General features: G+C 69.1%; 27 protein-coding genes. 17 read left to right on the top strand and 10 right to left on the bottom strand.

The window, feature by feature from the left end; genetic code table 11:
• The first annotated feature begins 22 nt into the window (after positions 1-22).
• Complete coding sequence (locus tag AB0H76_RS24950; protein ID WP_357328466.1) at positions 23-442, top strand: hypothetical protein; 420 nt, start codon at positions 23-25, stop codon at positions 440-442.
• A gap of 35 nt (positions 443-477) precedes the next feature.
• On the opposite strand, the gene AB0H76_RS24945 is transcribed toward AB0H76_RS24950, so the two are convergent.
• Both AB0H76_RS24945 and serS read right to left on the bottom strand, forming a co-directional pair.
• Positions 478-2,313: a bifunctional diguanylate cyclase/phosphodiesterase gene (locus tag AB0H76_RS24945; protein WP_357328463.1), complete on the bottom strand. Its 1,836-nt coding sequence runs from the start codon at positions 2,311-2,313 to the stop codon at positions 478-480.
• A 75-nt stretch (positions 2,314-2,388) separates the two neighbouring features.
• Positions 2,389-3,663, bottom strand: coding sequence for a serine--tRNA ligase (gene serS, locus AB0H76_RS24940; RefSeq protein ID WP_357328460.1), 1,275 nt, complete (start codon positions 3,661-3,663; stop codon positions 2,389-2,391).
• A gap of 92 nt (positions 3,664-3,755) precedes the next feature.
• Between serS and AB0H76_RS24935 the strand changes: the two genes are divergently transcribed.
• The 6 genes from AB0H76_RS24935 (at position 3,756) to AB0H76_RS24910 (ending at position 9,484) form a co-directional block, all read left to right on the top strand.
• Entirely contained in the window at positions 3,756-5,459 is a 1,704-nt protein-coding gene (locus AB0H76_RS24935) for an aldehyde dehydrogenase family protein (RefSeq protein WP_357329872.1), read from the top strand.
• Between the two features lie 58 nt (positions 5,460-5,517).
• On the top strand, positions 5,518-6,690 hold the full coding sequence (locus AB0H76_RS24930) for a septum formation family protein (RefSeq protein WP_357328457.1): 1,173 nt from the start codon (positions 5,518-5,520) through the stop codon (positions 6,688-6,690).
• Between the two features lie 11 nt (positions 6,691-6,701).
• Positions 6,702-7,055 (top strand): metallopeptidase family protein, encoded by a 354-nt coding sequence (locus tag AB0H76_RS24925; protein ID WP_357328455.1) that lies wholly within the window; start codon positions 6,702-6,704, stop codon positions 7,053-7,055.
• Positions 7,056-7,211: 156 nt separating this feature from the next.
• Complete coding sequence (locus tag AB0H76_RS24920; RefSeq protein WP_357328452.1) at positions 7,212-7,532, top strand: PE family protein; 321 nt, start codon at positions 7,212-7,214, stop codon at positions 7,530-7,532.
• A 42-nt stretch (positions 7,533-7,574) separates the two neighbouring features.
• A complete protein-coding gene (locus tag AB0H76_RS24915; protein ID WP_357328450.1) occupies positions 7,575-8,660 on the top strand; it encodes a PPE domain-containing protein in 1,086 nt (361 codons plus the stop codon).
• Positions 8,657-9,484 carry an ESX secretion-associated protein EspG gene (locus tag AB0H76_RS24910; RefSeq protein ID WP_357328447.1) on the top strand — a complete coding sequence of 276 codons (828 nt, stop codon included), beginning with the start codon at positions 8,657-8,659 and terminating at the stop codon, positions 9,482-9,484. Before AB0H76_RS24915 ends, AB0H76_RS24910 begins: the two co-directional genes overlap by 4 nt.
• A gap of 54 nt (positions 9,485-9,538) precedes the next feature.
• Here AB0H76_RS24910 and AB0H76_RS24905 read toward each other — a convergent pair whose 3' ends face one another.
• Genes AB0H76_RS24905 through AB0H76_RS24895 form a run of 3 tightly spaced genes read right to left on the bottom strand, consistent with a single transcriptional unit; the run spans position 9,539 to position 11,555 of the window.
• On the bottom strand, positions 9,539-10,198 hold the full coding sequence (locus AB0H76_RS24905; RefSeq protein ID WP_357328444.1) for a histidine phosphatase family protein: 660 nt from the start codon (positions 10,196-10,198) through the stop codon (positions 9,539-9,541).
• A complete protein-coding gene (pheA, locus tag AB0H76_RS24900) occupies positions 10,195-11,109 on the bottom strand; it encodes a prephenate dehydratase (RefSeq protein ID WP_357328441.1) in 915 nt (304 codons plus the stop codon). Before pheA ends, AB0H76_RS24905 begins: the two co-directional genes overlap by 4 nt.
• 47 nt (positions 11,110-11,156) lie before the next feature.
• Entirely contained in the window at positions 11,157-11,555 is a 399-nt protein-coding gene (locus tag AB0H76_RS24895) for a hypothetical protein (protein ID WP_357328438.1), read from the bottom strand.
• Positions 11,556-11,679: 124 nt separating this feature from the next.
• Between AB0H76_RS24895 and AB0H76_RS24890 the strand changes: the two genes are divergently transcribed.
• The 5 genes from AB0H76_RS24890 to AB0H76_RS24870 all read left to right on the top strand — a co-directional run bounded on the left by AB0H76_RS24890 (position 11,680) and on the right by AB0H76_RS24870 (position 15,811).
• Complete coding sequence (locus tag AB0H76_RS24890) at positions 11,680-12,441, top strand: DUF2470 domain-containing protein (RefSeq protein ID WP_357328435.1); 762 nt, start codon at positions 11,680-11,682, stop codon at positions 12,439-12,441.
• 61 nt (positions 12,442-12,502) lie between these two features.
• The gene (locus AB0H76_RS24885; RefSeq protein WP_357328432.1) at positions 12,503-13,291 is read left to right on the top strand and encodes a CPBP family intramembrane glutamic endopeptidase; all 789 of its coding nucleotides are present in this window, start codon (positions 12,503-12,505) and stop codon (positions 13,289-13,291) included.
• A 66-nt stretch (positions 13,292-13,357) separates the two neighbouring features.
• A complete protein-coding gene (locus AB0H76_RS24880; protein WP_357328429.1) occupies positions 13,358-14,626 on the top strand; it encodes an LCP family protein in 1,269 nt (422 codons plus the stop codon).
• Between the two features lie 10 nt (positions 14,627-14,636).
• A complete protein-coding gene (locus AB0H76_RS24875; RefSeq protein ID WP_357328426.1) occupies positions 14,637-15,176 on the top strand; it encodes a ferritin-like domain-containing protein in 540 nt (179 codons plus the stop codon).
• 86 nt (positions 15,177-15,262) lie between these two features.
• A complete protein-coding gene (locus AB0H76_RS24870) occupies positions 15,263-15,811 on the top strand; it encodes a ferritin (RefSeq protein ID WP_357329870.1) in 549 nt (182 codons plus the stop codon).
• A 78-nt stretch (positions 15,812-15,889) separates the two neighbouring features.
• Here the strand turns inward: AB0H76_RS24870 and AB0H76_RS24865 are convergent, their stop codons facing one another.
• From AB0H76_RS24865 to AB0H76_RS24850, 4 genes are read right to left on the bottom strand one after another with little or no spacing between them, the layout of a single operon-like run.
• A complete protein-coding gene (locus tag AB0H76_RS24865) occupies positions 15,890-16,810 on the bottom strand; it encodes a DUF5926 family protein (RefSeq protein WP_357328423.1) in 921 nt (306 codons plus the stop codon).
• 6 nt (positions 16,811-16,816) lie between these two features.
• Positions 16,817-17,593, bottom strand: a complete 777-nt coding sequence (locus AB0H76_RS24860; protein ID WP_357328420.1) for a glycerophosphodiester phosphodiesterase — start codon at positions 17,591-17,593, stop codon at positions 16,817-16,819.
• Positions 17,590-18,579, bottom strand: coding sequence for a DUF4328 domain-containing protein (locus AB0H76_RS24855; RefSeq protein ID WP_357328417.1), 990 nt, complete (start codon positions 18,577-18,579; stop codon positions 17,590-17,592). The genes AB0H76_RS24860 and AB0H76_RS24855 overlap by 4 nt, the downstream gene beginning before the upstream one ends.
• A 25-nt stretch (positions 18,580-18,604) precedes the next feature.
• Positions 18,605-18,967 (bottom strand): rhodanese-like domain-containing protein, encoded by a 363-nt coding sequence (locus AB0H76_RS24850; protein ID WP_357328415.1) that lies wholly within the window; start codon positions 18,965-18,967, stop codon positions 18,605-18,607.
• A 308-nt stretch (positions 18,968-19,275) separates the two neighbouring features.
• Between AB0H76_RS24850 and AB0H76_RS24845 the strand changes: the two genes are divergently transcribed.
• The 4 genes from AB0H76_RS24845 (at position 19,276) to AB0H76_RS24830 (ending at position 22,492) form a co-directional block, all read left to right on the top strand.
• On the top strand, positions 19,276-19,887 hold the full coding sequence (locus tag AB0H76_RS24845; RefSeq protein WP_357328413.1) for a hypothetical protein: 612 nt from the start codon (positions 19,276-19,278) through the stop codon (positions 19,885-19,887).
• 238 nt (positions 19,888-20,125) lie between these two features.
• A complete protein-coding gene (locus AB0H76_RS24840) occupies positions 20,126-20,749 on the top strand; it encodes a superoxide dismutase (protein ID WP_357328410.1) in 624 nt (207 codons plus the stop codon).
• A gap of 138 nt (positions 20,750-20,887) precedes the next feature.
• Entirely contained in the window at positions 20,888-21,559 is a 672-nt protein-coding gene (locus AB0H76_RS24835; RefSeq protein WP_357328407.1) for a DUF1361 domain-containing protein, read from the top strand.
• A gap of 114 nt (positions 21,560-21,673) precedes the next feature.
• Positions 21,674-22,492, top strand: a complete 819-nt coding sequence (locus AB0H76_RS24830; RefSeq protein WP_357328404.1) for a methyltransferase domain-containing protein — start codon at positions 21,674-21,676, stop codon at positions 22,490-22,492.
• Between the two features lie 216 nt (positions 22,493-22,708).
• Here the strand turns inward: AB0H76_RS24830 and AB0H76_RS24825 are convergent, their stop codons facing one another.
• A complete protein-coding gene (locus tag AB0H76_RS24825) occupies positions 22,709-23,476 on the bottom strand; it encodes an SDR family NAD(P)-dependent oxidoreductase (protein WP_357328401.1) in 768 nt (255 codons plus the stop codon).
• A gap of 174 nt (positions 23,477-23,650) precedes the next feature.
• Between AB0H76_RS24825 and AB0H76_RS24820 the strand changes: the two genes are divergently transcribed.
• On the top strand, positions 23,651-24,541 hold the full coding sequence (locus AB0H76_RS24820) for an SDR family NAD(P)-dependent oxidoreductase (protein WP_357328398.1): 891 nt from the start codon (positions 23,651-23,653) through the stop codon (positions 24,539-24,541).
• Positions 24,542-24,596: the final 55 nt, after the last annotated feature.

Below are 24,596 nucleotides of genomic sequence, written 5' to 3'. Positions count from 1 at the left end.
CCTAGCACAAGGAGATGTACCCATGATCCGCTCGTTCGCCGCAGCCTCGCTGGCGGCCGCCGCCCTCATTCTTCCGGTCAGCGCCGCCGTCGTCGTCACGGCGCCGGTCGCCGTCGCCGCGCCCGCCGCCCCCTCGCCGGCCCAGCTGCAGGGCAAGCTGCAGGCCGCGCTCAACGGCTCGGCCGCCGAGCTGGAATCGGGCAACCCCGGCAACCTCGCGGGTGTCCGCGATGTCATCAGCAAGCTGCCCGGCTACAGCTGGGATGTCTCGGGCCCGGTCACCGTCGACGGCGACACCCTGAACGCGACGCTGAACAGCCGCTTCGCCGGCCAGAGCTACCCGATCCCGGTCACCTGGAAGGACGTCGGCGGCACCTGGAAGTTCTCGCGCGAGAGCGAAGAACTGCTGGCGAGCTACGCCGGCATGTCGAGCCAGTACTGAGCGGCGCCGCACAGCTTTTCGACGCGACCCCGTGCTCACCCGAGCGGCAACCAGCCGTTCGTGGCGGACATGGGGTCGCCGTCTGTCATGGGCCCGACCCGGCCCTGCCCCTCGTTCAGATCGCTGATCAGGTCCGCGACCGGATGCGAGTCGCTGTAGTGGTAACCCTGGGCCAGTGCGAAGCCGAGCTCGGTGAGCACCGCGGCCTGGTACTCGGTTTCGACGCCCTCCGCGATGACCTGCAGATCCAGCGCCGAACTCAGGGCCGCGATCACGCCGAGCAGCGGCGGCGCGGGTGAATCGGAACGGATCGCGGCGACGAAGGACTGGTCGACCTTGATGATGTCGCTGGGCAGCGTGGCCAGCCGGCTCAGCGACGAGTAACCGGTACCGAAATCGTCGATGGCGATGCGCACACCGCGATCCCGGAGGGTGTGCAGGTTCGCGATGGCCGTCTGGGATTCCGCGGCCAGTTCGCTTTCGGTGACCTCGAGCACCAGCTGGTCGGCGGGCCAGCCGGTGCTGGCCAGGATGCCGGAAACCCGGTCGGCGTAGCCGGTTTCGGCCAGTTCCAGCCCGCTCACGTTGACGTTCAAGGTCAGATCCAGCTGGGCGAAGGTGTCCTGGAGGCGGGCCGCGTCGGCGCAGGCGCGGCGCAGCACCAGCTCGTCCAGGTCGGCGATGAGGTCGTACTCCTCGGCCACGCGGATCAGGCCCTCGGTCGTGACGTCGGGCTGCGCGTTGGAGGACCAGCGCAGCAGCGCCTCCACGCCGACCGCCTTGCCGCCGCCTTCGCTGAGGCTGACGATCGGCTGGTAGTGCACGTCCAGCGCGCCGCGGTCGATGGCCTCGCGCAGTTCGACCGCCAGCGGCAGCTGCCGCGAGGATTCCAGCACGGTGCGGTTACGCCCGGCCTGCTTGGCCCGGTAGAGCCCGACATCGGCGCGGGAGACCAGCAGCGAGCCGGATTCGCCGGGCTGCCAGGAGGTCACGCCCGCGGAGCAGCCGGTGGTGACCGCGGCCCGCAACTGCTCGGTGAGCAGGATCGCGGCCTGTTCGGTGGTGTTGGGCAACAACAGCGCGAACGCGTCGCCGCCGTAGCGCGCGAGCACCTGCCCGGGTTGCAGCAGCGCGGACCAGGTGTCGGCGACCCGCTGCAAGACGGCGTCACCGGCACGATGGCCGAGATGATCGTTGATCTTCTGGAAGCGGTCGAGATCGACCAGCACCAGCGAAAGTCCCTGTCCGGTCCGGGTGGCCAGCTCGATCGCGCCGTTGAGCGCCCGGTCGAAACCGCGCCGGTTGTGCAACCCGGTCAGCACATCTATATCGGCCTCGGAGGCCATCCGGGTCAGGATGCCGACGACCACGCCGACACCGAAGGTGACGCCCGCCGGGATCAGCCCCGACCACCACGGCAGATCCCGCGTCGGCAGCACCCACAGGCACAGCAGCACCGCGAACGCGATGTGCGCGGCGGCCTGGCTCCACCGGAAGAACAGCGCCGCGTCACAGGCGACGAACACATAGAACGCCGCCAGGCTGATCGCGCCGACGGTATTCGGGAACGAATGCACCGCGACCGTGACCAGCACCGTCGCTATCGCGACATAGGCATGGTGGATTCCGTGGGGTAATCGCGGACCCCACGCCAGCAACGTCAGGCCCAGCAGCAGCGCGATCGCTGCCGCCGTGCCAACCAGCGGTCGATTACCTTCCGAACCCGGGGCGATGGCAGTGATCACCAGGCCCAGCACACCACCCATGACGTAGAACGCCCCGGTGGTCCGAGCCATGACCATTGCTGTCGCCAGCGCCGATGCCGCCCGCACCCGGGTTCGGGTATCGCCGCGCGCCCCGATTCCTCGCACGGGGAATAGCGTAGAGGCAATGATTCTCGGCGGTTGCCACAACTAGGGAATCAACCCCCGCGAACCGTTGGCTATTTACCTGCCGGCAACTTTCGGCGGTGTCAGCACCTCGGTCCCGACGAAGGGCACCAGGGCCGCGGGCACCCGCACCGAACCGTCGGCCCGCTGGTGGTTCTCCAGGATCGCCACGATCCACCGGGTGGTCGCCAGGGTGCCGTTCAAAGTGGCCGCGATCTGCGGTTTTCCGTTCTCGTCGCGATAGCGAACGGCCAGCCGACGAGCCTGGAAAGTGGTGCAGTTCGAGGTGGAGGACAGCTCGCGGTAGGTCTGCTGGGTCGGCACCCAGGCCTCACAGTCGAACTTGCGCGCCGCCGAGCTGCCCAGATCGCCCGCCGCGGTGTCGATGATGCGATAAGGCACCTCGACGGCCGCGAGCATCTCCCGCTCCCAGGCCAGCAGCCGCTGATGCTCGGCGTCGGCTTCCTCGGGCTTGGTGTAGACGAACATCTCCACCTTGTCGAACTGGTGCACGCGGATGATGCCGCGGGTGTCCTTGCCGTAGCTGCCCGCCTCGCTGCGGAAACACGACGACCAGCCCGCGTAGCGCTTCGCGCCGTCGCCGAGATCGAGGATCTCGCCCGAGTGGTAGCCGGCCAGCGGCACCTCCGAGGTGCCGACCAGGTAGAGATCCTGATCCGGCAGGTGGTAGACCTCGTCGGCGTGCTGGCCGAGGAAACCGGTGCCCGCCATGATCTCCGGGCGCACCAGCACCGGCGGAATCATCATGGTGAAGCCGTTGGCCACCGCCTTCTGCGCGGCCAGTTGCAGCATGCCCAGTTGCAGCAGCGCGCCGTAGCCGGTGAGGAAGTAGAAGCGCGAACCCGACACCTTGGCGCCGCGTTCCATGTCGATCAGGCCCAGCGACTCACCGAGTTCGAGGTGGTCCTTCGGCTCGAAGTCGAAGGCGGTGGGCGTGCCGACGGTTTCGAGCACGATGTAGTCGTCCTCGCCGCCGGCGGGCGCGCCCTGCTGCACCACGTTGGAGATGGCGCGGTGCGCGGCCTCGAGTTCCGCCTCCGCGGCCGTCTGCGCGGCTTCGGCCTCCTTGACCTTGACCGACATCTCCGTCGCCTGCGCGAGCAGCGCCGGCCGCTCCTCCTTGGACGCCTTACCGATCACCTTGCCCATCGACTTGTGCTCGGCGCGCAGATTGTCGGCGGTGGCGATGGCGGAACGGCGGGCCACGTCGGCTTCCAGCAGAGCGTCGACGAGGGCCGGGTCTTCACCACGGGCGCGCTGGGAGGCGCGGACCGCTTCGGGGTCTTCCCGCAGGAGTCGGAGGTCGATCATGGACAGCCAGCCTAGTCGGCGGGATATGACGATTTCACCTGGATATGCCGTGCCCGGTTTGCACCGATCTGCCCGGTTCCGGCCAGTTGATCATGCGCCGCGCGCATAGTTGGCCTGTGGGTACGACTTTCGACGAATCAGCCATCGACAACGCACTCGCCGACCTGGCCGCCGGGGAGAAGGTCTGGGCGCAGACCTCGCTGCACCGGCGCCGGGAACTGCTCGACGAGCTGCACCAGCGCACCGGCCGCTTCGCCGAGGACTGGGTGCGCGCGGCCGGCGAGATCAAGGGCCTGGACGCGAGCTCACCGCTGGCCGGCGAGGAGTGGATGTCCGGGCCGCTGACCCTGTTGCAGGCCACCGCCGCGCTCGCGGCGACCCTGGACAAGCTGGCGGCCGGGCGCAGCCCGCTGGACGGGGTGCGCCTGGGCACCGCGCCGGGTGGCCGGGTGGCGGTGCCGATCCTGCCGCACGATCGCTACGATCGCCTGCTGCTCAGCGGTTTTCGCGGCGAAGTCTGGCTGCGGCCCGGTGTGGACGCGGACACCGCGCGGCGGCGCGCGGGCCTGGCCCAGCTGGACCCGACCACCACGCACGGCATCGGCGCGGTGCTCGGCGCGGGCAACATCACCTCGATCCCGGTGCTGGACGCGCTGTACGAGCTGTACGCGCACAACCGGGTGGTCGCGCTGAAGCTGAACCCGCTCACCGATCCGCTGTACACGGTGTTCGAGATGATCTTCGCGCCGCTGCTCGAGCTCGGCGTGCTGCGCATCCTGCTCGGCGGCACCGAGGCCGGCAGCTACCTGGTGCGGCACGCCGACGTCGCCCACGTGCACATGACCGGCAGCACCCAGACCCACGACGCCATCGTCTGGGGCACCGGCAAGCGCGAGCACAAGCAGCTGGACAAGCCGATCACCAGCGAGCTCGGCGGCGTCTCCCCCACCATCGTGGTGCCCGGCGACTGGTCCGACGCCGACCTGGTGTTCCAGGCCGAGCACCTGGCGACCCAGCGGCTGCACAACGGCGGCTACAACTGCGTCGCCGCGCAGACCGTCGTGCTCGCCGCCGACTGGCCGCTCAAGCACAAGTTCCTGAACGAACTGCGGGCCGCCCTCGAACTCGCGCCGCAGCGCCCGCCCTACTACCCCGGCAGCGACCGCCGCGTCGCCGACGCGCTGGCCTCCTATCCCGACGCCGAACGGCTCGGCCAGGGCCGGGTTCTCGTCGACAAGCTGCCGCCCACCGACACGCCGCTGCTGCGCACCGAATACTTCGCGCCCGTCCTCGGCGTGGTCGAGCTGCCCTACACCGGCGGCGAATTCCTGGCCCGCGCCGTCGATTTCGCGAACGAGGAGCTCGCCGGCACGCTCGGCGCCAACGTGCTGGCGCACCCCACCACCATCCGCCGCCTCGGCACCGCCTTCGACCGCGCCGTCGAACGACTGCGCTACGGCGCCATCGCCGTCAACGCCTGGACCGGCCTCGCGTTCCTCACCCCGCGCGCCTCCTGGGGCGCCTTCCCGGGCCACACCGTCGAGGACGTGCAGAGCGGAATCGGGGTGGTGCACAACGCTTTCCTGCTCGACGACGTGGAACGCACCGTGGTGCACGGGCCGTTCCGCCCCGCACCGCGCACGCTGCTGCACGGTGAGCTCGCGCTGTCACCCAAACCGCCGTGGTTCGTGAACAACAACACCGGCGCGGCGACCGGGCGCAAACTCACCGAGTTCTACGCCGGCGCCAACCCCGCGCGGCTGCCCGGCCTGTTCCTGTCCGCGCTACGCGGCTGAGCGGGCGCGCACACCGGGTCGTGGCACAGCCGCTTCGACACTGCCATGATGGACCGCGATGTCCGAAGACGATGCGCACGCCGATTACCCCGACGATTACCCCGACGGGGCGCACGACCGTGCCCACACCGGCCGGCGCGCGCGCCGCGGTGGGCAGGCCGAGGCATTGCGGGATCAGCTGATCATCGATCGCAGCGTCGTGTCCGACGGCAAGGTCCAATTGCCCGCGCCGACGCTGCGCTGGGTGCTGCTCGCCGTCGCGGCCGGGGCCGTGGTCGCGTCCCTGGTGGGCTTGTTCATCACCGGCTACGACAACAAGAACGGCCTGGAGGCGCACAATCCGGCCGCGCCCGCGGAGACCGTCCTGGACAAGGAATTCGGCACCGCGTCCGCCGGCGATTGCCTGAGCTGGACCAAGGCCGACCGTTCCGACCTGCTGAAGGTCTCCTGCACCGGCAAGCACCTGTTCGAGGTCGCCTCCGATATCGACATGAGCAAGTACCCGGGCGTCGAATTCGGTTCCGGCTCCCGCTTCCCGGATTCGCTGCGGCTGACCGAGCTCAAAGAAGAACACTGCGTGCCCGCCGTGCAGCAGTACATGCAGGGGAAGTTCGATCCGCGTGGCCGCTACGTCGTCGGCCTGATGTACCCGAGCCCCGACGGCTGGAAGAACGGCGACCGCACGCTGCGCTGCGGCCTGCAGTTCTCCGGCAGCACCGGCACCCCGCTGGCCGCGACCGGCAGCGCGATCGAGCACGACCAGTCCAAGGTCTTCGAACCGGGCACCTGCCTGGGGATCAACCAGAACCTGCCGACCGATCCGGTGGATTGCGCCCAGTCGCACGCGGTGGAGATCGTGTCCACCGTCGACCTCGGCGCCCGCTTCCAGGGCCGCCCGCCCGCCAAGGAAGAGCAGGACAAATACGTCGAGGAGGAGTGCTCGCGCACCTCCACCGACTACCTCGGCGCGCCCGACGCCATCCGCAACAAGACCCTGACGCTGTTCTTCGACTACATCGACGCGCGCAGCTGGCTGGCCGGCAGCCGCAAACTGGACTGCATGATCGGCAAGGGCACCGACCGGGAGGGCTTCGCGCCGATCCAGGGTTCGGCCAAGGGCGAGATCCTGATCAACGGCCAGGCCCCGGTGCCGCCGCCGAATTCGGGCCGCTCGACCCCGGCGCCGCTGCCCGGCGCCGCGCCGCTGCCCGCGCAGCCGCAGCCCCGATAGGACAGCGCCCCATGGCCGTTTCCATGTCCGCGGACCGCTTCGAGGAATTGGTCGGCGACGCGCTCGATCAGATCCCGCCGGAACTGGCCCGGGCCATCGATAACGTGGTCGTGCTGATCGAGGCTCGCAATCCGGAAGATCCGCATCTGCTGGGTCTCTATCAGGGGATCGCACTCACCGATCGGGTGGACAGTCAGTACGGCGGGATGCTGCCCGACACGATCACCATCTACCGGGCGGCGATTCTCGACATCTGCGCCGATGACGCGCAGGTCGTCGACGAGGTCGTGATCACCGTGATCCATGAAATAGCACACTATTTCGGCATTGACGAAGACCGGTTGCATGAGCTGGGATGGGGATAATCTTGTCCGAGCTTGCGGGTTCATTAAGAGCTGGGCAAGATCGCTGAAAGAAGTAGGGGATTCGATGGAACCGATCGCAGCGCTATCGCGTCCTATCACTCGAAGGGGGAATTCTCGTGGTTCCGCCCATTTGCCGCCACTAGAAGGAGTCGAGTCATGGTTGGCCTGGTAAACATCACACCCGAAGCTGTCCTCCTCGCTGCCGCGGAGCTGGATCTGCTCGCCGATCGGCTGGCCGCCGCCGGCGCGATCACCGCTCCCGCCACACATGTCCTGCCCTCCGGCGCCGAGGAAGTTTCCTTGCTCGCCGCGAACCACTTCAACAAGGCAGCCAGCAGCCACGACCGTGTGGTCGCGCAGGGCGTGCTCGAGCTGCACCACGCCGCCAACGTGCTGCGTGCCCAGCTCGCCGCCCATATCTCCGAAGACTCGGCCAAGGCGGGCGTCATGAGCGCCGTCATGAACACCATCGTCTAGGCCACGGAAACACCTAAAACTGATTACAGGGGAGAAACAAGCATGACCGCAGGAATCACCGGGGTGTTCTGGCTGCCCCGCATGGCCGAAGCCAATTCCATCGCGCTGAACGCCGGCACCCATGCCGTTCCGATCTCGGCCGCCTCCAGCGCGTGGGGCGCCCTCACCGCCGTCTGGGTGGACGCCACCGCGACCGTGTCCCGCGTCGTCGCCGAACTCGGCGTCGGCATGCAGGGCGTCAACGGCATGTCCGCCATCGGCAAGCTCGCCGGGTTCACCGGCTGGGCCGAGCAGCAGGGCGTGCTGTCCGCGGCCCTGAGCGCCAAGACCGCCGCCAACGCGGCCGCCTACACGGTGGCCTCGCTCGCAATGCCGAGCCTGCCCGAGATCGTCGCGCTCAACACCGCGCGCGCCGCCTCGCACGGCACCGGTGGTGCGCTGCGCGGCGACGCCGAGGCGCTCGAGGCCGCCAAGGCCGCGATGGACCTGCGGGCCGCGCTGACCATGGAGACCTACGAGGCGGCGACCACCGCGCAGGTGTCGACGCCCGGCGAGTTCTCCGACCCGCCGCACATCGCCGAGGGCGCGGGCGCGGCCGATCCGATCAGCATGGCGATGAGCGCCGTCTCCGCCGCGGTGCAGAACGCGGGCGGCGCGGCCACCCAGATCGCCAATGTCGCGGGCTCCGCGGCCAGCAGCGTGGTCGGCACCGGCGCCAACCTCGCCGGTGCGGCCGTCTCCGCGGTCACCGCCCCGGCCGGCGCCGGCGTCGGTGCCGCCGCGATGGCACCGGTCGCCGCCGCCGCGGTGTCCGTGCCCGCCGCCGCGGTCACCGTTCCGTCCACGGTCGGCGCCACCACGGTGCAGCTGCCCGCGGGCTGGGGCACCCCGGCCACGGTCGGTGGCGGCTTCGGCTCGATGCCCTCGAGCAGCGGCATGCGGATGGAAACGGCCACCACCCGTCCGGCATCCACGCTGAACAGCCCGCTCACCCCCGCCCGCTCCGCGCAGGACGAGGAAGAAGAGCACGAGCGCAAGTCCGCCGTCGACCTGCAGGATGACCAGTTCACCGACGGTCGCTTCATCGCCGACGGTGTGATCGGCGCGAATACCGGGCAGAATAAGTGACAATTCTGGGTGCGGGCCGCGGTCCGTCGATGCTCGGGAGCGTCGTGTTGTCGCTCGACGAGATGCAGTTTCTCCTGGAGAAACTGGAGCTCGACGAGATGCCCGTGGTGCTGCAAGCCATCGGGCGCTACGACGACCAACTCGCCCACGACGCGGCGATGGACGTGGCCGCCCAGTCCCTGGCCGACCGCGATCTCGTGGTCGACCGGGTGGTGCAACCGGAACTCGAAGACCGGCTGCGCACCCTCTACCGGCCACACTGGGTGCTCGCGCTGCGCCTGGTCGTGGACGGTGAGGTCAGCCGGCTGTGCCTCGCGAAGGGTGACGACATCGCGGTCCTCGCCCTGCGCGGGCCGGAGTCCTACGTGATCAGCACGGTCGACGACGATCTGCCGGGCCCGATCATCGCGGCGATCGGCGCCGCCGAACCGCTCGAGCTGTCGGCCATGAACGCCCAGACCGAACTGCTCGCACCGATTTTCGGTGACACCGGGGACGCGGCCGCCACCGCCACCCGGCTCGCGCGGGTCTGCAACCCGAACCGGGACGCACAGCTGCTCGCCTCGGCGCTGGTCGAAATCCATTCGCACGCCCAGATTTCGGCGGTGGTGTACGGCGACGGCACCCGCGACATCTCCGATAATCACATCGCCCTCTTCAACACCCGGGGCGGGCGGATCGTGGTCACCGCGAGTATCGCCGAGGACGGCACCAAGTGGTCCTCGATCAGCGGCGGCTCCACGTCCCGGCTGCGCCAGGCCCTGCTCGAACTGATGAACTCGCTGCCGGAGCGGGAAGAATTCCCGCCCAACGCGAAACGTTAGTAGCAGCGCAGACTTTCACCCCGTCGCAGGCTCCTGCGGCGGGGTGAGCTGTTTCTAACCCATCGGGTCGTCCTGGGTCGGCGCGGCCTGGTAGCTGAACGGCGGGGTGAAGCGGCCCCAGCGCGCGCAATCCCAGCCGCCGTCGGCGCGCGGGACCAGCTCGATGGTCTCGGTGTTGTCCAGGTGGTTGTTGGTGGAGAACGGCGGCGCCACGCCGGCCAGCGTGCGGCCGATCAAACGCATTGCGGCGCCGTGGATTACGAGCAGGATATCGCCGGCGTCGGCATCGGTCAGATAGTTCGCGCGCAGGTCCTCCAGCACCGGTAGGAAGCGCGCCAGCACCTCGTGGCCGGATTCGCCGCCCGGGACGCGCCGGGACAGATCGCCCTCGTGCCAGGCGTGGTAGACGTCGAGGAAGGTGTCGTGCGCCGCGGTGTCGTTGCGGCCCTCCAGATCACCGACCTGCACCTCGTGCACGCCTTCGAGCAACTGCACCGGCACACCGGTGGCCGCCTCGATGTAACCCGCGGTCTGGCGCGCCCGCAGCGCGGCCGAGCAGAACAGCGCCTGCGGCGGCGCCGGCAGGTTCGCGCCGAACGTCTTCGCCTGTGCCGCACCGCGTTCGGTCAGCGGTAGGCCCGGGACCCGGGTATCGAGGATCTTCGCGACATTGCCCTCTGTCTCGCCGTGCCGGACCAACACGAGCTTGCTCATAGGTCGGCCACCCCCTTTCGCAACTGCGTGAGCCATTCCGCCGCCGTCTCGTCCGACGGGGGCGGGGTGCCGGTGACCGCGGTCGCCGGCCAGGATCCGAGGAAGCGGATCCGCGCGGTGCGATGCAGCGCCTTGAGCGCCTCCGCCACCGCGGTGTCGTCGATGTGCCCGATACAGTCCAGGTAGAACCGATAGGTGCCGAAACTGGTTCGGGTGGGCCGGGATTCGATGCGGGTCAGGTCGATGCCGCGGGTCGCGAACTCGGCGAACGCGCGCATCAGCGCGCCCGGCTCGTTGGCCAGTTCCAGCACGATCGAGGTGCGGTCGGCGCCGGTCGCGGCGGGCGCGACGCGCGGCGGGGTGACCAGCACGAAGCGGGTGATCGCCTGATCGTGGTCGGCGACGCCACTGGCGAGCGCGGCCAGCCCGAGCCGCTCGCCGGCCAGCGCGGTGGACACCGCCGCCTCGGCATGGCCGGCCGCCACGTCTTCGGCGGCGGCGGCATTGGAGGCGGAGGTATAGAGCTGTGCCGCGGGCATTTCGCGCGCGACCCATTCCCGGACCTGCGCCGCGGCCACCGGGTACGCGGCCAGGGTGCGCACGTCGGCCAGCGCTGTTCCCGGCCGCCCCAGGATCGTGAAGGTGACCTCCAGCTCCGTCTCGGCGATGATCTGCAACCGCGGGCCGATCGCCAGCGAATCCAGCGTCGCCGAGATCGACCCCTCCACCGAGCTCTCGATGGGCACCACGGCGCCCTCGACCTGCCCGGCCCGGATCAATTCCAGCGCGGCCCCTTGGCTGGGCGCGGCAACGCGCTCCACGGGCCCGTCGAAAGCGGCGGCGGATTCGAGCTTGGCCAGAGCCATCTCGGTGAATGTCCCGGAGGGACCGAAGTACGCGATACGCGGCACGCCTACGAGGTTACTTGCGTCCGGAAGTACGGCTCCGGGATCGTGGGCTAATTCGGGGCAAGAATGCCGAGCGCCCGGGTCACCTCGGTCACCGCGTCGGTTTCGATGGCCAGCAACACACTGCGCGCGGCCTCCACGGCGGGTGGCTTCAACCCGGTCAGGAACGCGATATCCGGCCGCGCGAGCGCGGCCCGGATGTCGAAGCCGCACAGCGCGGCCACCGTCGCCGCGACCACCGCCACCGCCCGCTCGCCGCTGCCGGTGCGCGCGACGAAGCCGCCGTCGGTATGGGCCGCTCCGGCCAGAAAGGCCGCGAGGTCCGCGTCGGGTACGTCGGCGTCGACTACCGCCGCGCTTCCCGGCGCGCGCACCAAGCCCTCGACCAGACTGCGCCGGGCCGGCACCGTCAGCGCCACCAGGACCGGTTCGTTCGCACCATCCGCCACCCGTACACCGTAACTTCGGCCGCCACGCACGGCGAAAGAAGTCGGACCGAGAGGTTGCGGAAGTGACCTCTGTGACTTAGCTTAGGTTTACCTAATTCCACCGCCGTCTCCCTCGGAGGTTTGCATGCCGACTTCGACCATCGCGCCGACGACCGCTGAGCGGGTGCGGAGCGCGTGTGCTCATGCCGAGCAGGCGGTGCTCGCCCTCCCCGGCGTCGATCCGACGCCGACCTCCGTGCACTACCTGCGCGAATGCGGTGACGTCGTGATCGCGGTGCCCTCGGCGTCGGTGGCCGCGGTGCTGGTCGGCAATGCCCGCGCCGGTGCGTCGGCGGCGGTCCTGGAGTTGACCGATCACGCCCCGCTGCCGCTGCGGGAGCCGGTGCGCTCGCTGGTGTGGCTGCGCGGGTCGGTGCGCTCGGTTCCGGTGCAGGCCCAGCGCGCGCTGGCGACCGAGGTCGCCAAGGATCACCCGCATCCGGAACTGCTGGACGTCGGGCACAGCGCGACGCTGCTGCGCCTGGTGCTGGAGTCTGCGGTGATGGCCGACGCCACCGGCGCCGAGTCGGTCTGCGTCGAGCAGTTGCGGCTGGCCCAGCCGGATCCGTTCTGCGGCATGGAATCCGCGTGGCTACAGCACCTGGACGAGGACCACGCCGACATCATCGCCCAGCTGTCCCGGCACCTGCCGCCGCGCCTGCGCACCGGCGCCGTGCACCCGCTGGCCATCGACCGCTACGGCCTGACCCTGCGCATCGAGGGCCACGACGGCGACCACGACTTCCGCCTCCCGTTCAACGCACCCGCCGACGATGTCGAATCGCTCAGCCGGGCCGTGCGCACCCTCGCGGGCTGCCCCTTCCTGAACGGCATCCGCCGCATCTGATTTCACCCGGGCGCCGCCGCCGTGCGCCCCACACTGCGGCCGAGGCAATAGATTCGGACCCATGGGAGCAGAGCCCGGGCCGGGCGGGACCGAATTGACCGAACACGAGCGCCGCGGGATCCGGATCGAGATCGTGGTGGTGCTCCTGGTCACCTTCGGGCTGAGCGGGATGAGCGCGGCGCTGTCGCTGGTGGAGAGCGCGCTCTCGCCCGGCGGGGTGGGCGGGCAGACGATGAAGCTGAACCCGTCGCGCTCGGCGCAGTCGGTGCTGGACCTGCTGTTCCAGTTGCTCGGGGTGCTGCGCCTGCTGGCGTGGGCGGCGCTGGGCCTGTATCTGCTGTGGCGCAGCGGGATCGGGCCGAAGGCGATCGGCCTGGCCCGGCGGATCCGGTGGCGCCAGGACGTGCTGCCCGGGCTGGGGCTGGCGGCGCTGATCGGAATACCCGGGCTCGGACTGTATTTGACCGCGCACGCGCTCGGGATGAGCGTGACGATCGTGCCGGCGTCGCTCGGGGATCACTGGTGGCGGTTGCCGGTGCTCGTGCTGGCGGCCTGTGCGAACGCGGTGGCCGAGGAGATCCTGGTGGTCGGCTACCTGCTGACCCGGTTGCGGCAACTCGGCTGGACCGCGAACCGGTCCCTGTTCGCCGCCGCCCTGCTACGCGGCAGCTATCACCTGTATCAGGGCCTCGGTGGCGGAGTCGGCAATCTGGTGATGGGTGTGATCTTCGGCCGATTCTGGCAGCGCACCGACAGGTTGTGGCCTCTGATACTCGCGCACGCCACCATCGATACGGTGGCTTATATCGGGTACACCTTCCTGCACGGACATGTGACCTGGTTGCCGTAACGGATTCCGCCCCCTGCGGGATCGATAGAGGACAGCGCGCGACCCCCGAACAGTAAAGTCAGAGTGATGAACGGCGACGAAAACCAGCGCAACGCCCGCCCCCGCCGGATGCCGCCGCCCAATTACGTTCCCGGCTCGGCCGGTTCGCAGCATCTGAAGCCGACCGAGGTGCTGCGCCGCGACGGCCGGGCCTATGAACCACCGCAGGCCTATTCCCAGGCGCGGCGGCAGCAACAGCCGCCCCCGCCCCCGCCGCGGCGGACTCACGCACCCACCCAGCAACCGCAGCCGTACCGCGAGGACGCCGCGCGGCGCCGCCGCCAGCCGCCGCCAGCACCTCCGGCCGGTCCGCCGACACGCCGCGGTGGCGACCCGCGTCCCCCGCGCGCCCGCCGTAAGCGGCATCCGTTCCGGTGGTTCCTGATCTTCCTGCTGGTGCTGATCGTCGGCTCGGTCGCGGGTGTCATCCATCTGGACGGCAAACTCCAGCGCATCGACGCGCTGGCGAACTACGAAGACCGCGTGGGCGATACGCCGGGCACCAACTGGCTGCTCGTCGGCTCCGATTCCCGCACCGGCCTGAGCACGGACCAGGAGAGCGAACTCGCGACCGGCGGCGAGGTCGGCGGCGAACGCACCGACACGATCATGCTGATCCACGTGCCGAAATCCGGCAGCACCACCATGGTCAGCCTGCCGCGCGACTCCTACGTCTCCATCCCGGGCCACGGCCGCGACAAACTCAACTCCGCCTTCACCTTCGGCGGCTCGCAACTACTGGTGCAGACGGTGGAGATCGCGACCGGCCTGCACATCGACCACTACGCCCAGATCGGCTTCGCCGGGTTCGCGGGCATCGTCGACGCGCTCGGCGGCATCGACGTCTGTGTGCCGACCCCGCTGGACGACCCGCTGGCCGGCATCAACCTGGAGGCGGGCTGCCAGGAACTCAGCGGCCCCGAGGCGCTGGGCTTCGTGCGCTCCCGCGCGACCGCGCTCGCCGACATCGACCGGATGAACAACCAGCGCCTGTTCATGGCCGCGTTGCTGAAGAAGGCGACCAGCTGGTCCACCCTGGTGAACCCGTTCAAGCTGTGGCCACTGGCCAGTGACACCGCGAAATCGCTGAAGGTCGACGAGGGCGATCACCTGTGGCATCTGGCCCGCCTGGGCTGGGCGCTGCGGGCCGACACGGTGGCCACCACGGTGCCGATCGGCGGCTTCGACGACACCGACAGCGGCAACGTGCTGCTGTGGGACAAGGCCAAGGCCGGCGAGTTCTTCGATGCGCTGGCTTCGGATCAACAGGTGCCGGAGGCACTGCTCACGCGGTAACGTCGGAAGCATGGCCGGTACCGAGTCCTTCCCCGTCCTGCTTCGTGACCAGATCCGGCACGGTTTCACCGCTGCCCAGCAGTGCCTGGCCATCGCGGTCTATTTCGACGCGAACCGCCTGCCCCGGCTGGCCGCCCACTGCTATCACCGCTGCGAGCTGTTCCGCGCGCACGCGCTGCGGATGATCCAGTACCTGCTGGACCGCGAGCTCGAGGTGCGCGTCGGCGATCTCGGCGCGGTGCAGCCCGATTTCGCGTCCCCGCGGGCGGCGCTGCTGCTGTTGCAGGACGTCGAGAACACCTACACCGCCAAGGTCACCGAACTGGCCGAGGCGGCGCGCGGAGCGAACGACTATCTCGGCGAGCGCTTCATCCAGTGGTTCCTCAAGGAGCAGGTCGACAACGTCGCCCGGATGAACACGCTGCTGACCGTGCTGGAGCGCGGTTCCGATGATCTTTTCGACGTGGAGGAGTTCATCGCACGCGAGGTGCACACCCCGGCGCATCCCGATCGCACCGCCCCGAAAATAGCGGGTACCGCACGCCTTTAATTAGGAATGGCTGACCTCAATAAGGCTGTGCTCAATAAGGCTGCACTTGGATGACACGCGCTCTGACCAGCGTTAATGTGTCACACATGTCCAGCCACCCAGAGACCCCGCGCAGCAAATTCCACAAACTGCTTCACGACCAGATCCGGCATGAATTCAATGCCGAGCATCAGTACATTGCCATCGCGGTGTGGTTCGATAACGCGGACCTGCCGCAGCTGGCGAAGCGCTTCTACGCCCAGGCGGTGGAAGAGCGCAACCACGCCATGATGATCGCCCAGTACTTCCTGGATCGCGACCTCAGCGTCGAGCTGACCGGCGTCGATGCCGCCAAGTCCTCGTTCAAGAGCGCGATCGATCCGATCCAGCTCGCGCTCAAGCAGGAGAAGACGGTCACCGACCAGATCATCCAGCTCGCCAGCACCGCTCGCGAAGAGGGCGATTACCTGGGCGAGCAGTTCATGCAGTGGTTCCTCAAGGAGCAGGTCGAGGAAGTCGCCGCGATGCACACCCTGCTCAATGTCGCCGAGCGGGCCGGCGCCAATCTGTTCGACCTGGAGAATTTCATGGCTCGCGAAATGGGTGGCGCTTCCGATGCGTCGGGCGCCCCGTCCGCGGCCGGCGGTTCGCTGTAATACAGCGCGCAATACGGACTCGGGCCCAGCTCTTCGTGCAGAGCTGGGCCCGAATTCTTTTACTTCACGAAACTTGTTTCAGCGCAGCGTGACCTGACGCGACCGCAGTCCGTCGCGGGACCGCCGCTCGTCCGCGGTCATCGGCGCGTCGTCGGCCAGCGCCGCGGCCAGCCGCACACCGAATTCCTTGGCCGGTGCTTCCCATTCGGTCGGATGAAGCTCCGGATCCAGATCGAACACCGGCACCAGCACACCGTGCGTGCGGAACGAACCCGCGAAGCGCGACCCCTCGCCCAGGTGCAGTTCGCCCTTGGCGTGCAGGCGGGCCAGCGCCAGCATCAGGTCGTCCTCGTCCTCCGGGCGCACCCAGCGGATGTGCGCCTTCTCGCCCGCGTCGACCCACCAGGCCGCGCCGATGGAGTCGGGGCCCAGATTCAGCCGCGCCGACGGCATGATCGCCTGCTTGGCCTGCTCGATCGTCGCGGCGACCTGCGCGTCGGGCGTGACACCCTCGGGGACCCACCAGTCGAAGTCCTGGTGCACCGTCAGTTCCAGATCGGCGCCGGCATCGATGACATCGGCCAGACTCGGTCCGCCCTCGATGGATTCGGCCGCGGTCAGCGATTCACCGCCCTCGGCGGACTGGGTCCACAGGATGGCGGCGGCGATATCCGCGCCCGGATCGGCGGCCTGGAACTGCACCTGGGTGCCGACGAAACCGGTCTCCTGGTCACCGGCGCGCACCAGTGCGGCCACCGCGCCCGGCAGCACCGTGGCCAGCACGACCGGGCGTTCGGCGGCCACGCCCGGCGCCAGCTTCAACGTCGCGGTCGCCGACGGCACGAACTCCCGCAGCGCCACCAGATCACATTCGGCGGCCAGCCCCGCGAACGGGCGCGTCACGGCCTGCGCGGCCTGCTCCAGCGCCGCCTTCCGCTCGGCGAGACGCTGGGCCCGGTTCCCTCCGGGCTTAGGACTATTGCGCTTGCTTTTACCCACGGAGGGTCAAACTACAGGGTCGGCCCCGAGCAGAGTTTTCGTGCGGCCCGGATGGTTGGTGGCGACCCAGCTGACGCCGAGGTCGGCGCACAGTTGCACGTCGGCGGGATCGTCGACGGTCCAGCAATAGGTGGCGCGACCGGCGGCGGCGGCCTTGTCGACCAGCTCGGGATGTTCGCGCAGGGTCTTCACCGACGGGCCGACCGCGGTGGCGCCGACCGTGGTGGCCGCACCGCCGCCGAGATAGCGCGAGGACTCACCCAGCAGCACGGTCGGCAGCAGCGGCGCGGCGCGGCGGATCCGCCAGACCGCGGTGGCCGCGAAAGACATGACGACAGCGCGGGAATGGTCGGCCGAGGCCGGGGCGGCGATGCCGAATCGCTGCAGTTCGGCGAGCAGCTTGTTCTCCACCAGGGCGCCGTAGCGGACCGGGTGCTTGGTCTCGATGAACAGCTTGGTGGGGCGGCTGCGCCAGTCCAGCACGAGCTCGATCAGCTCGGCCAGGGTGAGTACCTCGGCCGGTGCGCCCTCGGCACCGAAGTCGAGTTCCTTCAGTTCGTCCAGGGTCATCTCGCTGACCAGCCCGGTGCCGTCGGAGGTCCGGTCCACGGTGCGGTCGTGCACGCAGACCAGCTGACCGTCGCGGGTGAGCCGGACATCGCATTCCACCCCGTCGGCGCCCTCCTGCAGCGCGAGTTCGTATGCGGCGAGCGTGTGCTCGGGTCGCGCCGCCGACGCACCCCGATGCGCCACGACGAACGGTGCGCGATTGCCCTGGGTCACTTGGCCATAACCTCCTGGTCCTCTTTCTTCGCCTTGCCGGCGCCCGGCTGCACCGGCTCGATGACCGGCACGGCCGCCTCGGTGGCGACCACCCAGCGCCGGGCCAGTGTGGTGCGGCCCAGCAGATCCCGGCCCGCGAACAGGCGCACCACCCACAGCGTGAGCACCGCGACGCCCGCGGCCACCACATCGGTCCAGACCATGAACAGCACGCCGTCGGCCTGGGCCTGCAACGAATCCGCGGTGCGCCAGAGCAGCGCGCCGACCGCCATGGCGCCGCCGAGAACCCAAGCACACCACCAGAACCGGACCGCCCGCAGGGCGCGGGGATCCTCGCGCTGTGCGGCCAGTTCGGTCAGGAAGACACCGGGCCAGAGCAGGTTGACGCCGGGAATCACACAGCCCAGCGTGAGCGTGCGCACCGAGCGCGGATCGCGGCGGCCGACCCGCGCGAAGGCGGCGGCGCGGGTCTCGATCAGCCAGCCGACCAGCGCCACCGCGGCGAGCAGCGCGAAAACCAGGCCGAGCACGGCGGACCCGATGACCAGCGCGTCGGAAGCGCGCAGCAGCAGCGGCTCGATCAGCCGGGTGCGGTTGCGCAGCAGCACGCCGTAGCGCCCGAGCTCGGCGGCCGCGGCCAGCGCGAACAGCCCGGCGGTGACGATGAGCAGGGGTTCCACCCGCTGGGTCCAGCGCTGCCACCGCGACGGCGCCGCGACGGCGCGCTCCGGCACCGGGTCGATCAGGCCCCAGCGCGGCATCTGGGTGTACTTCGGTGTGCCCGGGTGGGTTCCGGGCCGGCTGCCGTTGCGCCGGGCGCGCTGGTCCGGACGGCGCGCGATCCAGCGGTAGTTCCGCCGCTCGGCGGGCGCGTCGATGGGCGCGGGCGAGAGGAGCACGCCCCGGCAGCGTGGGCACCAGTGCATCGGGGTCGTCTGCACGGCCCAGCGCGCGCCGCAGCGCGCACATGGTTGCACCACGCTCATGGCTTACTCCTCTGCGGCATTTCGGTCAGTAGATCTTGGCGGGGTGATCGCCCTCGCCCACGAGCGGACGACCCTGTTGCTGCCAGGCCACCATGCCACCGTTCACCTGGATGGCGTCGAACCCGACATGCGCGAGATATTTGGCCACCTCGATGGAGCGCCCGCCCTGGCGGCAGACGACGTAGAGGTCGACGTCGAACTCCAGCTCGTCGAGGCGGGCCGGCAGGTCGACCATCGGGATGTGGATCGCGCCCGGCGCGTGCCCGAGTTCCCATTCGTCGTCCTCGCGCACGTCGAGCAGGATGGGCCCCGCCGCGTCGCGCGCAGGGCTGTCGAACGCCGCGGGCAGGTCCTGCACCGGCACCGACGGGACTTCGGGGCTTGTCACGTTTCCGATCCTGCCATGTCGGGCAAGCTGTCGCCCCGGGGAAGGCGCGGGGCGAGAGTTATCCACATAATCCACAACCTCATCCACAGGTTCAGACTTCGCCCCGCACGGCCGGCGCGAACGACCGATCCGAGACTCCCCTCCTGAAATCCCGGAGCGGTCATCCGCCGCTGCCGCGAGGAACCCCTAGCGGGACCCGGCACCTATTTGGACGGAACAACCGGCCATTCGGTTCCGTCGAAAGCGGCAAACAGTGACGAAAAAGTGAAATACCAGGTTCCACAAGGTCGTATCGGTAGCCTTGATGCATGAACGTGAGCAGGGGGCTACTCGACGGATTGGACACCACCGGACTCAACACCGCTCTGTCCGAGGCGACATGCCTCGGCCTGGAGGTCGACACCAAGGCGCGTGAGCTGCGCTTGCAACTGGGTGTGTTGACCCTTCCTGCCGAAGGGCAGGCCAGCGATGATTTTCCCGTCCAGCTGACCTTCACCGGGGTCAGCCGGGTCGCGTCCTCCTTGCGCATGCAGCGCTGGGACGACGTGGAACCACAGGTGCTACCGCTGGAACTCGACGGGCTCGACGAGGCCATCCACAGCTTCGGCGGTGGCCGGCTGCACGGCTGGGAGTTCATCGATCTCGACGACAGCGGATGGGCGCTCTGGCGGGAGCTGCTCAGCTTCGACACCAAGTTCGATGATCACGTCTCCGCGCACGTTCTGGAGTTCTCCCAGGAAGAGGGCATCGACCCACGGGAGCTCGACATCCGCGTGTGGTTCGACAACATGACCATCCACGATGCCGCCGGGAGACAGATTCCCCTGGAGGAGTTCATCGCGGGCGGTAAGAACTGGTGGAAGGCCCACGACGCGGGCGATCCACGGACCATCCGTCCCGGGATCGTCCCGCAGCTGTAACCCGACCGGGCATCCACCTTCACGGCCGCGCACTCCTCAGGGTGCGCGGCCGCTTCGTTGCCCAGAAAAAGAGGCGTTTTCTGGCGCGCAGCGGGTACCCGGCACCCCGAGCCGTTCGGTAGTTTCGCTGGGGGAATGAGGGGGGACCGAGCCAGGTTGCTACCTAGCGGGTGTACGAATGGTGGTTGGGTGTTGCTCGACAACGGGCACACACGGCCCGACATAAGGAAGGGACATCGTGGCTGTTTACACGCTGCCAGAACTCGATTACGACTACAGCGCCCTGGAGCCTTTCATCTCCGGCGAGATCAACGAGCTCCACCACTCCAAGCACCACGCCGCCTACGTCGCGGGCGCGAACACCGCGCTGGAGAAGCTGGAAGCCGCCCGTGAGTCGGGCGATCACGGCTCCATCTTCCTGCTGGAGAAGAACCTGGCCTTCCACCTCGGTGGCCACGTGAACCACACCATCTGGTGGAAGAGCCTGTCCAAGGACGGCGGCGACAAGCCGGTCGGTGACCTGGAAGCCGCCCTCGTCGACCAGTTCGGTTCGTTCGACAAGTTCCGCGATCAGTTCTCCGCGGCCGCCAACGGCCTGCAGGGCTCGGGCTGGGCCTGGCTGGGTCTGGACACGCTCTCGGGCAAGCTGCTCACCTTCCAGCTGACCGATCAGCAGGGCAACGTGCCGCTGGGCATCATCCCGCTGCTCGGCCTGGACATGTGGGAGCACGCCTTCTACCTGCAGTACAAGAACGTCAAGGCCGACTACGTGAAGGCGTTCTGGAACGTCGTCAACTGGGCCGAGGTGCAGGATCGCTACACCCGCGCCGTCGCGCAGGGCAAGGGCCTCATCTTCGGCTGAGGCTGACCCACGCTTTTCGAGCCCGCGAACCCTCGAGGTTCGCGGGCTCGCTGCGTTGCTGTGGAGATGTCGTGAAGATGTCGTGGGCGTCCGCCGATGGCCTGGCCCGGGCCGAGTTCCGTCGGCCAAGCTGGGGGCATGGACGTGCTCGAACGGGTGGGGCCGAATCTGCTCGATGTGGTTCGGCGGGATTTCTGGTGGATGGCCTGGAACACGGTTCTGGCCTGGATCCCGGTCGGCCTCGCACTGCTGATCTTTCGGATGAGACCCGCTGCTGACAGGCGGTTTCCGCGGTCGCCGCTGTGGTGGGCGGGGCTCGTGCTGTTCGTGCTGTTCCTGCCGAACGCGCCCTACGTGGTGACCGATCTGGTACACCTGCGCTACGACATCGAGTTCGTCGGCGAGGGACCGGTGGTCACCACGGTGCTGCCGGTGTACGCGGCATTCATCGGATCCGGATTCCTGGCCTACTACCTGGCGCTGGATCAACTGGGGCGCTACCTCGACCGGAACGGTCTGGGGACCTGGCGGGTGCCGGTCACCGTGACGCTGCACTTCCTGTGCGCGGTAGGCGTTTTCCTCGGACGCTGGACCCGGCTCAACAGCTGGGAGCCGATGGTGCAGCCCGCCGATACCTTCGAACGGGTGCTGCTGGCGCTGACCTGGTCATGGGCGCCGATCCTGATCGCGGCGGTCTTCGTGGCCACGGCGGCCGGGCATTTCGTGAGCAAGGCCGTGGCCGAGGCCGCGGTGGTCAGCACCGGTCGCGGTGCGCGCTGGTTGCGGAGCGCCGTCGCGCCCTCCACGTAGTTCCGGGGGGTGACTTCAGACACGTTAGGGCCCAGCAATATTCGCCCGAGGTGGTAGTTGGCCCCGGGGGTAGCCGCGTAACCTGGGGCGGTTGGGTAGATCGTGGAGGAACAGATGTCCGGAAACCCCCTGGCCGCCGCCGAGCCGTGGGACCTCGTCGCCGATGGTTACGCCGAAGAGGCGCTGGCGATCATGGAGCCGTTCTCCGCGCGCGCCCTGGAATTGGCGGGCCTGTCCCAGGATTCGCAGGTCCTCGACGTGGCCGCCGGGCCGGGCACCCTGAGCCTGCTCGCGGCGCCCCAGTCCGCCCGCGTCGTCGCCCTCGATTTCGCCGCGCACATGCTCGAAGTGCTGGACCGGGCCGCGAAAGCCGCCGGGCACAGCACCATCGAAACCCGGGTCGGCGACGGCCAGGCCCTGCCCTTCGCGGACAACGAGTTCGACGCCGCCTTCTCCATGTTCGGCCTGATGTTCTTCCCCGACCGCACCCGAGGCTTCAGCGAACTCCGGCGCGTCCTGCGCCCCGGCGGCGTCGCAGTGGTCTCGAGCTGGGCCCCCGTCATCGAATCCCCCCTGATGCGCATGATGTTCGGCGCCATGACCGCGGCCGACCCCACCATCCAGGAACCTCAGCCGAACTACCTCAGCCTGGAAAACCCGGAGGTCTTCGCCACCGAAATGCGCGCCGCCGGCTTCGCCGGCGTCACCATCCAGCGCCACACCACCGAGGTCTCCTACCCCGACGGCACCCAGATGTGGGACAGCATGGCCCGCTCCAGCGCCCCCTTGGCCCTGCTCCGCCGCCGCCTCGGCGAACCCCTCTGGTCCGAACGCGCCCCCGTCATGCGCGACTACCTCGCCACCAACTACCGCCCCCGAACCCCCTTGGCCACCACAGCCTTCCTAGGCATCGGCCACAAACCAACCCCTTGAAACGCAAACCGCGCGCAACCCCCTAAAGGATCACGCGCAGTCCACCACCACCTCAACCCTCCCAGCCACCCGCCCCACCCCGCCAATGCGAAGCGAGGCGTAGCCCTAACCGATCGCTGGGCGAACCGCCGAGCGAAGCGAGGCAAGCCGGGACCAGTACTCCATGGATCGAAGCTGATCGGGTCGAAACCGAGCGAAGCGAGGGCTTCGACCCGATCAGCGAGGCGCCATGCGAAGCGCGCCGTCCATGCGGAAGGTTTCGCCGTTCAGGTAGTCGTGCTCGGTGATGTACTGCGCGAGCTGCGCGTACTCATCCGGACGGCCCAGGCGCGACGGGAACGGCACACCGGCCTCGAGGCCCTTGCGGTACTCCTCGGTGACGCCGGCCAGCATCGGGGTGTCGATGATGCCGGGGGCGATGGTGTTCACCCGGATACCGAACTGCGCCAGGTCGCGCGCGGCCGGAACGGTCATGCCGTGCACGCCGCCCTTGGACGCGGAGTACGCGATCTGGCCGATCTGCCCCTCGAACGCCGCCACGGAGGCGGTGTTGATGATGACGCCGCGCGAGCCGTATTCGTCGACCGTGTCGGTCTTGGCGATGGCGTCGGCGGCCAGGCGCATGACGTTGAAGGTGCCGAGCAGGTTCACGGTGATGACCGTGCGGAACAGCTCGAGGTCGTGCGGGCCGTTCTTGGACAGGATGCGCCCGGCCCAGCCGACACCGGCGCAGTTGACCACCACGCGCAGCGGGATGCCGGATTCGACGACCTTCGCGACGGCCGCGGAAACCTCGTCGTGGCTGGTCACATCGGCCGGGATGAGGGTGACGCCCGCGGGCACGTTGTCCCCGGCGCGTTCGATGGACTGCGGCACGTCAAGGCCGAAAACGGTCGCGCCGAGGTCGGCGAAACGCTTGGCGGTGGCGGCGCCGAGGCCGGATGCGCCTCCGGTGACAATGGCGGCGGAACCCGAAATCTCCACGATGGTCCTCTCGTTCGTGACAGCCAGTTGGCCTTTCGTCAATTGCACCCTAGCGTCTGCCCTTTGAGAGACCTAGCACCCCTCCTTCTCACCCCGGTGGGACAGCCGATTGTCCGCTCGATGCCGCGAAATTATTTACGAACAAGTGTGTTCATCGGTGGTATCGTCGCCCGCATGAAGCTGTTCACCGGCCCGGGGGTTCGCGGTCGGAAGGTCTTGATCACCGGCGCGGCCCGCGGCATCGGTGCGGCGCTCGCACGGCAGCTGCACGCCCGCGGCGCGGCGGTGGCGCTGCTCGGGATCGAGCCGGATCTGCTGGCGGAGGTGGCCGGCGATTGCGGTGACGCGCCGTGGCGGTACTGCGATATCGGCGATCCCGCACAGGTGGAGCGGGTGGTGGCCACGCTGGTCGCCGAACTCGGCGGGCTCGACGTGGTGATCGCCAACGCCGGTGTGGCCAAACAACTTCCGCTGCTCGGGGGTGATCCGCGCGTGATGGAGGAGACCCTCGCCGTGAACACCCTCGGCGTCTACTACACGCTGCGCGCCGCGGGCCCCTACGTGCTGCACGCGAGCGGGTACGTACTGATCGTGTCCTCGCTCGCGGCGTCGGTGAACCTGCCGCTGGCCGGCGCCTACAGCGCGTCCAAGGCCGGCGTGGAAGCACTCGGCAACACCCTGCGCAACGAGATCCGGCACACCGGGGCCAAGGTCGGCATCGCCTATTTCGCCGAGCTCGACACCGACATGACCACCCGCGGTTTCGGTACCGCGGCCGCCCGCGCGATCCTCGGCCGGTCCACGGTGTCCGGCACCGCGCCGCTGGGTCCCGCGATCGACGGCATCGAGCGGGCCATCGCCCGGCGCAAGCGCCAGATCGTCTCGCCGTGGTGGGTGGCGGTGGCACTGCCGATGCGCGCGGTCGCCCAGCGGCTCATCGATATCACGCTGCGCGGCGGCGTCGAGGCGGCGCTCGAGATCGCCCGCACCGAGGACGCGCCGTTCACCACCGATCAGCCGCGCCGGGCGCGCAGCGTGCAATCCGAAACCGGCGGCGCCGCGTAATCCGGCCCGACATTCCGGCGCACCCCACCGCGGGCAGCGGTTCCCACCCAGCAGA

The sequence above is a fragment of the Nocardia sp. NPDC050712 genome (genome assembly GCF_040654295.1).
GTDB lineage: Bacteria > Actinomycetota > Actinomycetes > Mycobacteriales > Mycobacteriaceae > Nocardia.
Note: the sequence above shows the minus strand (reverse complement) of the source record. Positions and strands in the feature narration are given on the sequence as shown.

Bases quoted from the DNA above. Each gene is read 5' to 3' on its own strand.
- AB0H76_RS24950 (WP_357328466.1), top strand. From the start codon at position 23: ATGATCCGCTCGTTCGCCGCAGCCTCGCTGGCGGCCGCCGCCCTCATT.
- serS (WP_357328460.1), bottom strand. From the start codon at position 3,663: ATGATCGACCTCCGACTCCTGCGGGAAGACCCCGAAGCGGTCCGCGCC.
- AB0H76_RS24935 (WP_357329872.1), top strand. From the start codon at position 3,756: ATGCGCCGCGCGCATAGTTGGCCTGTGGGTACGACTTTCGACGAATCA.
- AB0H76_RS24930 (WP_357328457.1), top strand. From the start codon at position 5,518: ATGTCCGAAGACGATGCGCACGCCGATTACCCCGACGATTACCCCGAC.
- AB0H76_RS24925 (WP_357328455.1), top strand. From the start codon at position 6,702: ATGGCCGTTTCCATGTCCGCGGACCGCTTCGAGGAATTGGTCGGCGAC.
- AB0H76_RS24920 (WP_357328452.1), top strand. From the start codon at position 7,212: ATGGTTGGCCTGGTAAACATCACACCCGAAGCTGTCCTCCTCGCTGCC.
- AB0H76_RS24915 (WP_357328450.1), top strand. From the start codon at position 7,575: ATGACCGCAGGAATCACCGGGGTGTTCTGGCTGCCCCGCATGGCCGAA.
- AB0H76_RS24905 (WP_357328444.1), bottom strand. From the start codon at position 10,198: ATGAGCAAGCTCGTGTTGGTCCGGCACGGCGAGACAGAGGGCAATGTC.
- AB0H76_RS24890 (WP_357328435.1), top strand. From the start codon at position 11,680: ATGCCGACTTCGACCATCGCGCCGACGACCGCTGAGCGGGTGCGGAGC.
- AB0H76_RS24885 (WP_357328432.1), top strand. From the start codon at position 12,503: ATGGGAGCAGAGCCCGGGCCGGGCGGGACCGAATTGACCGAACACGAG.
- AB0H76_RS24880 (WP_357328429.1), top strand. From the start codon at position 13,358: ATGAACGGCGACGAAAACCAGCGCAACGCCCGCCCCCGCCGGATGCCG.
- AB0H76_RS24875 (WP_357328426.1), top strand. From the start codon at position 14,637: ATGGCCGGTACCGAGTCCTTCCCCGTCCTGCTTCGTGACCAGATCCGG.
- AB0H76_RS24870 (WP_357329870.1), top strand. From the start codon at position 15,263: ATGTCCAGCCACCCAGAGACCCCGCGCAGCAAATTCCACAAACTGCTT.
- AB0H76_RS24855 (WP_357328417.1), bottom strand. From the start codon at position 18,579: ATGAGCGTGGTGCAACCATGTGCGCGCTGCGGCGCGCGCTGGGCCGTG.
- AB0H76_RS24845 (WP_357328413.1), top strand. From the start codon at position 19,276: ATGAACGTGAGCAGGGGGCTACTCGACGGATTGGACACCACCGGACTC.
- AB0H76_RS24835 (WP_357328407.1), top strand. From the start codon at position 20,888: ATGGACGTGCTCGAACGGGTGGGGCCGAATCTGCTCGATGTGGTTCGG.
- AB0H76_RS24830 (WP_357328404.1), top strand. From the start codon at position 21,674: ATGTCCGGAAACCCCCTGGCCGCCGCCGAGCCGTGGGACCTCGTCGCC.
- AB0H76_RS24820 (WP_357328398.1), top strand. From the start codon at position 23,651: ATGAAGCTGTTCACCGGCCCGGGGGTTCGCGGTCGGAAGGTCTTGATC.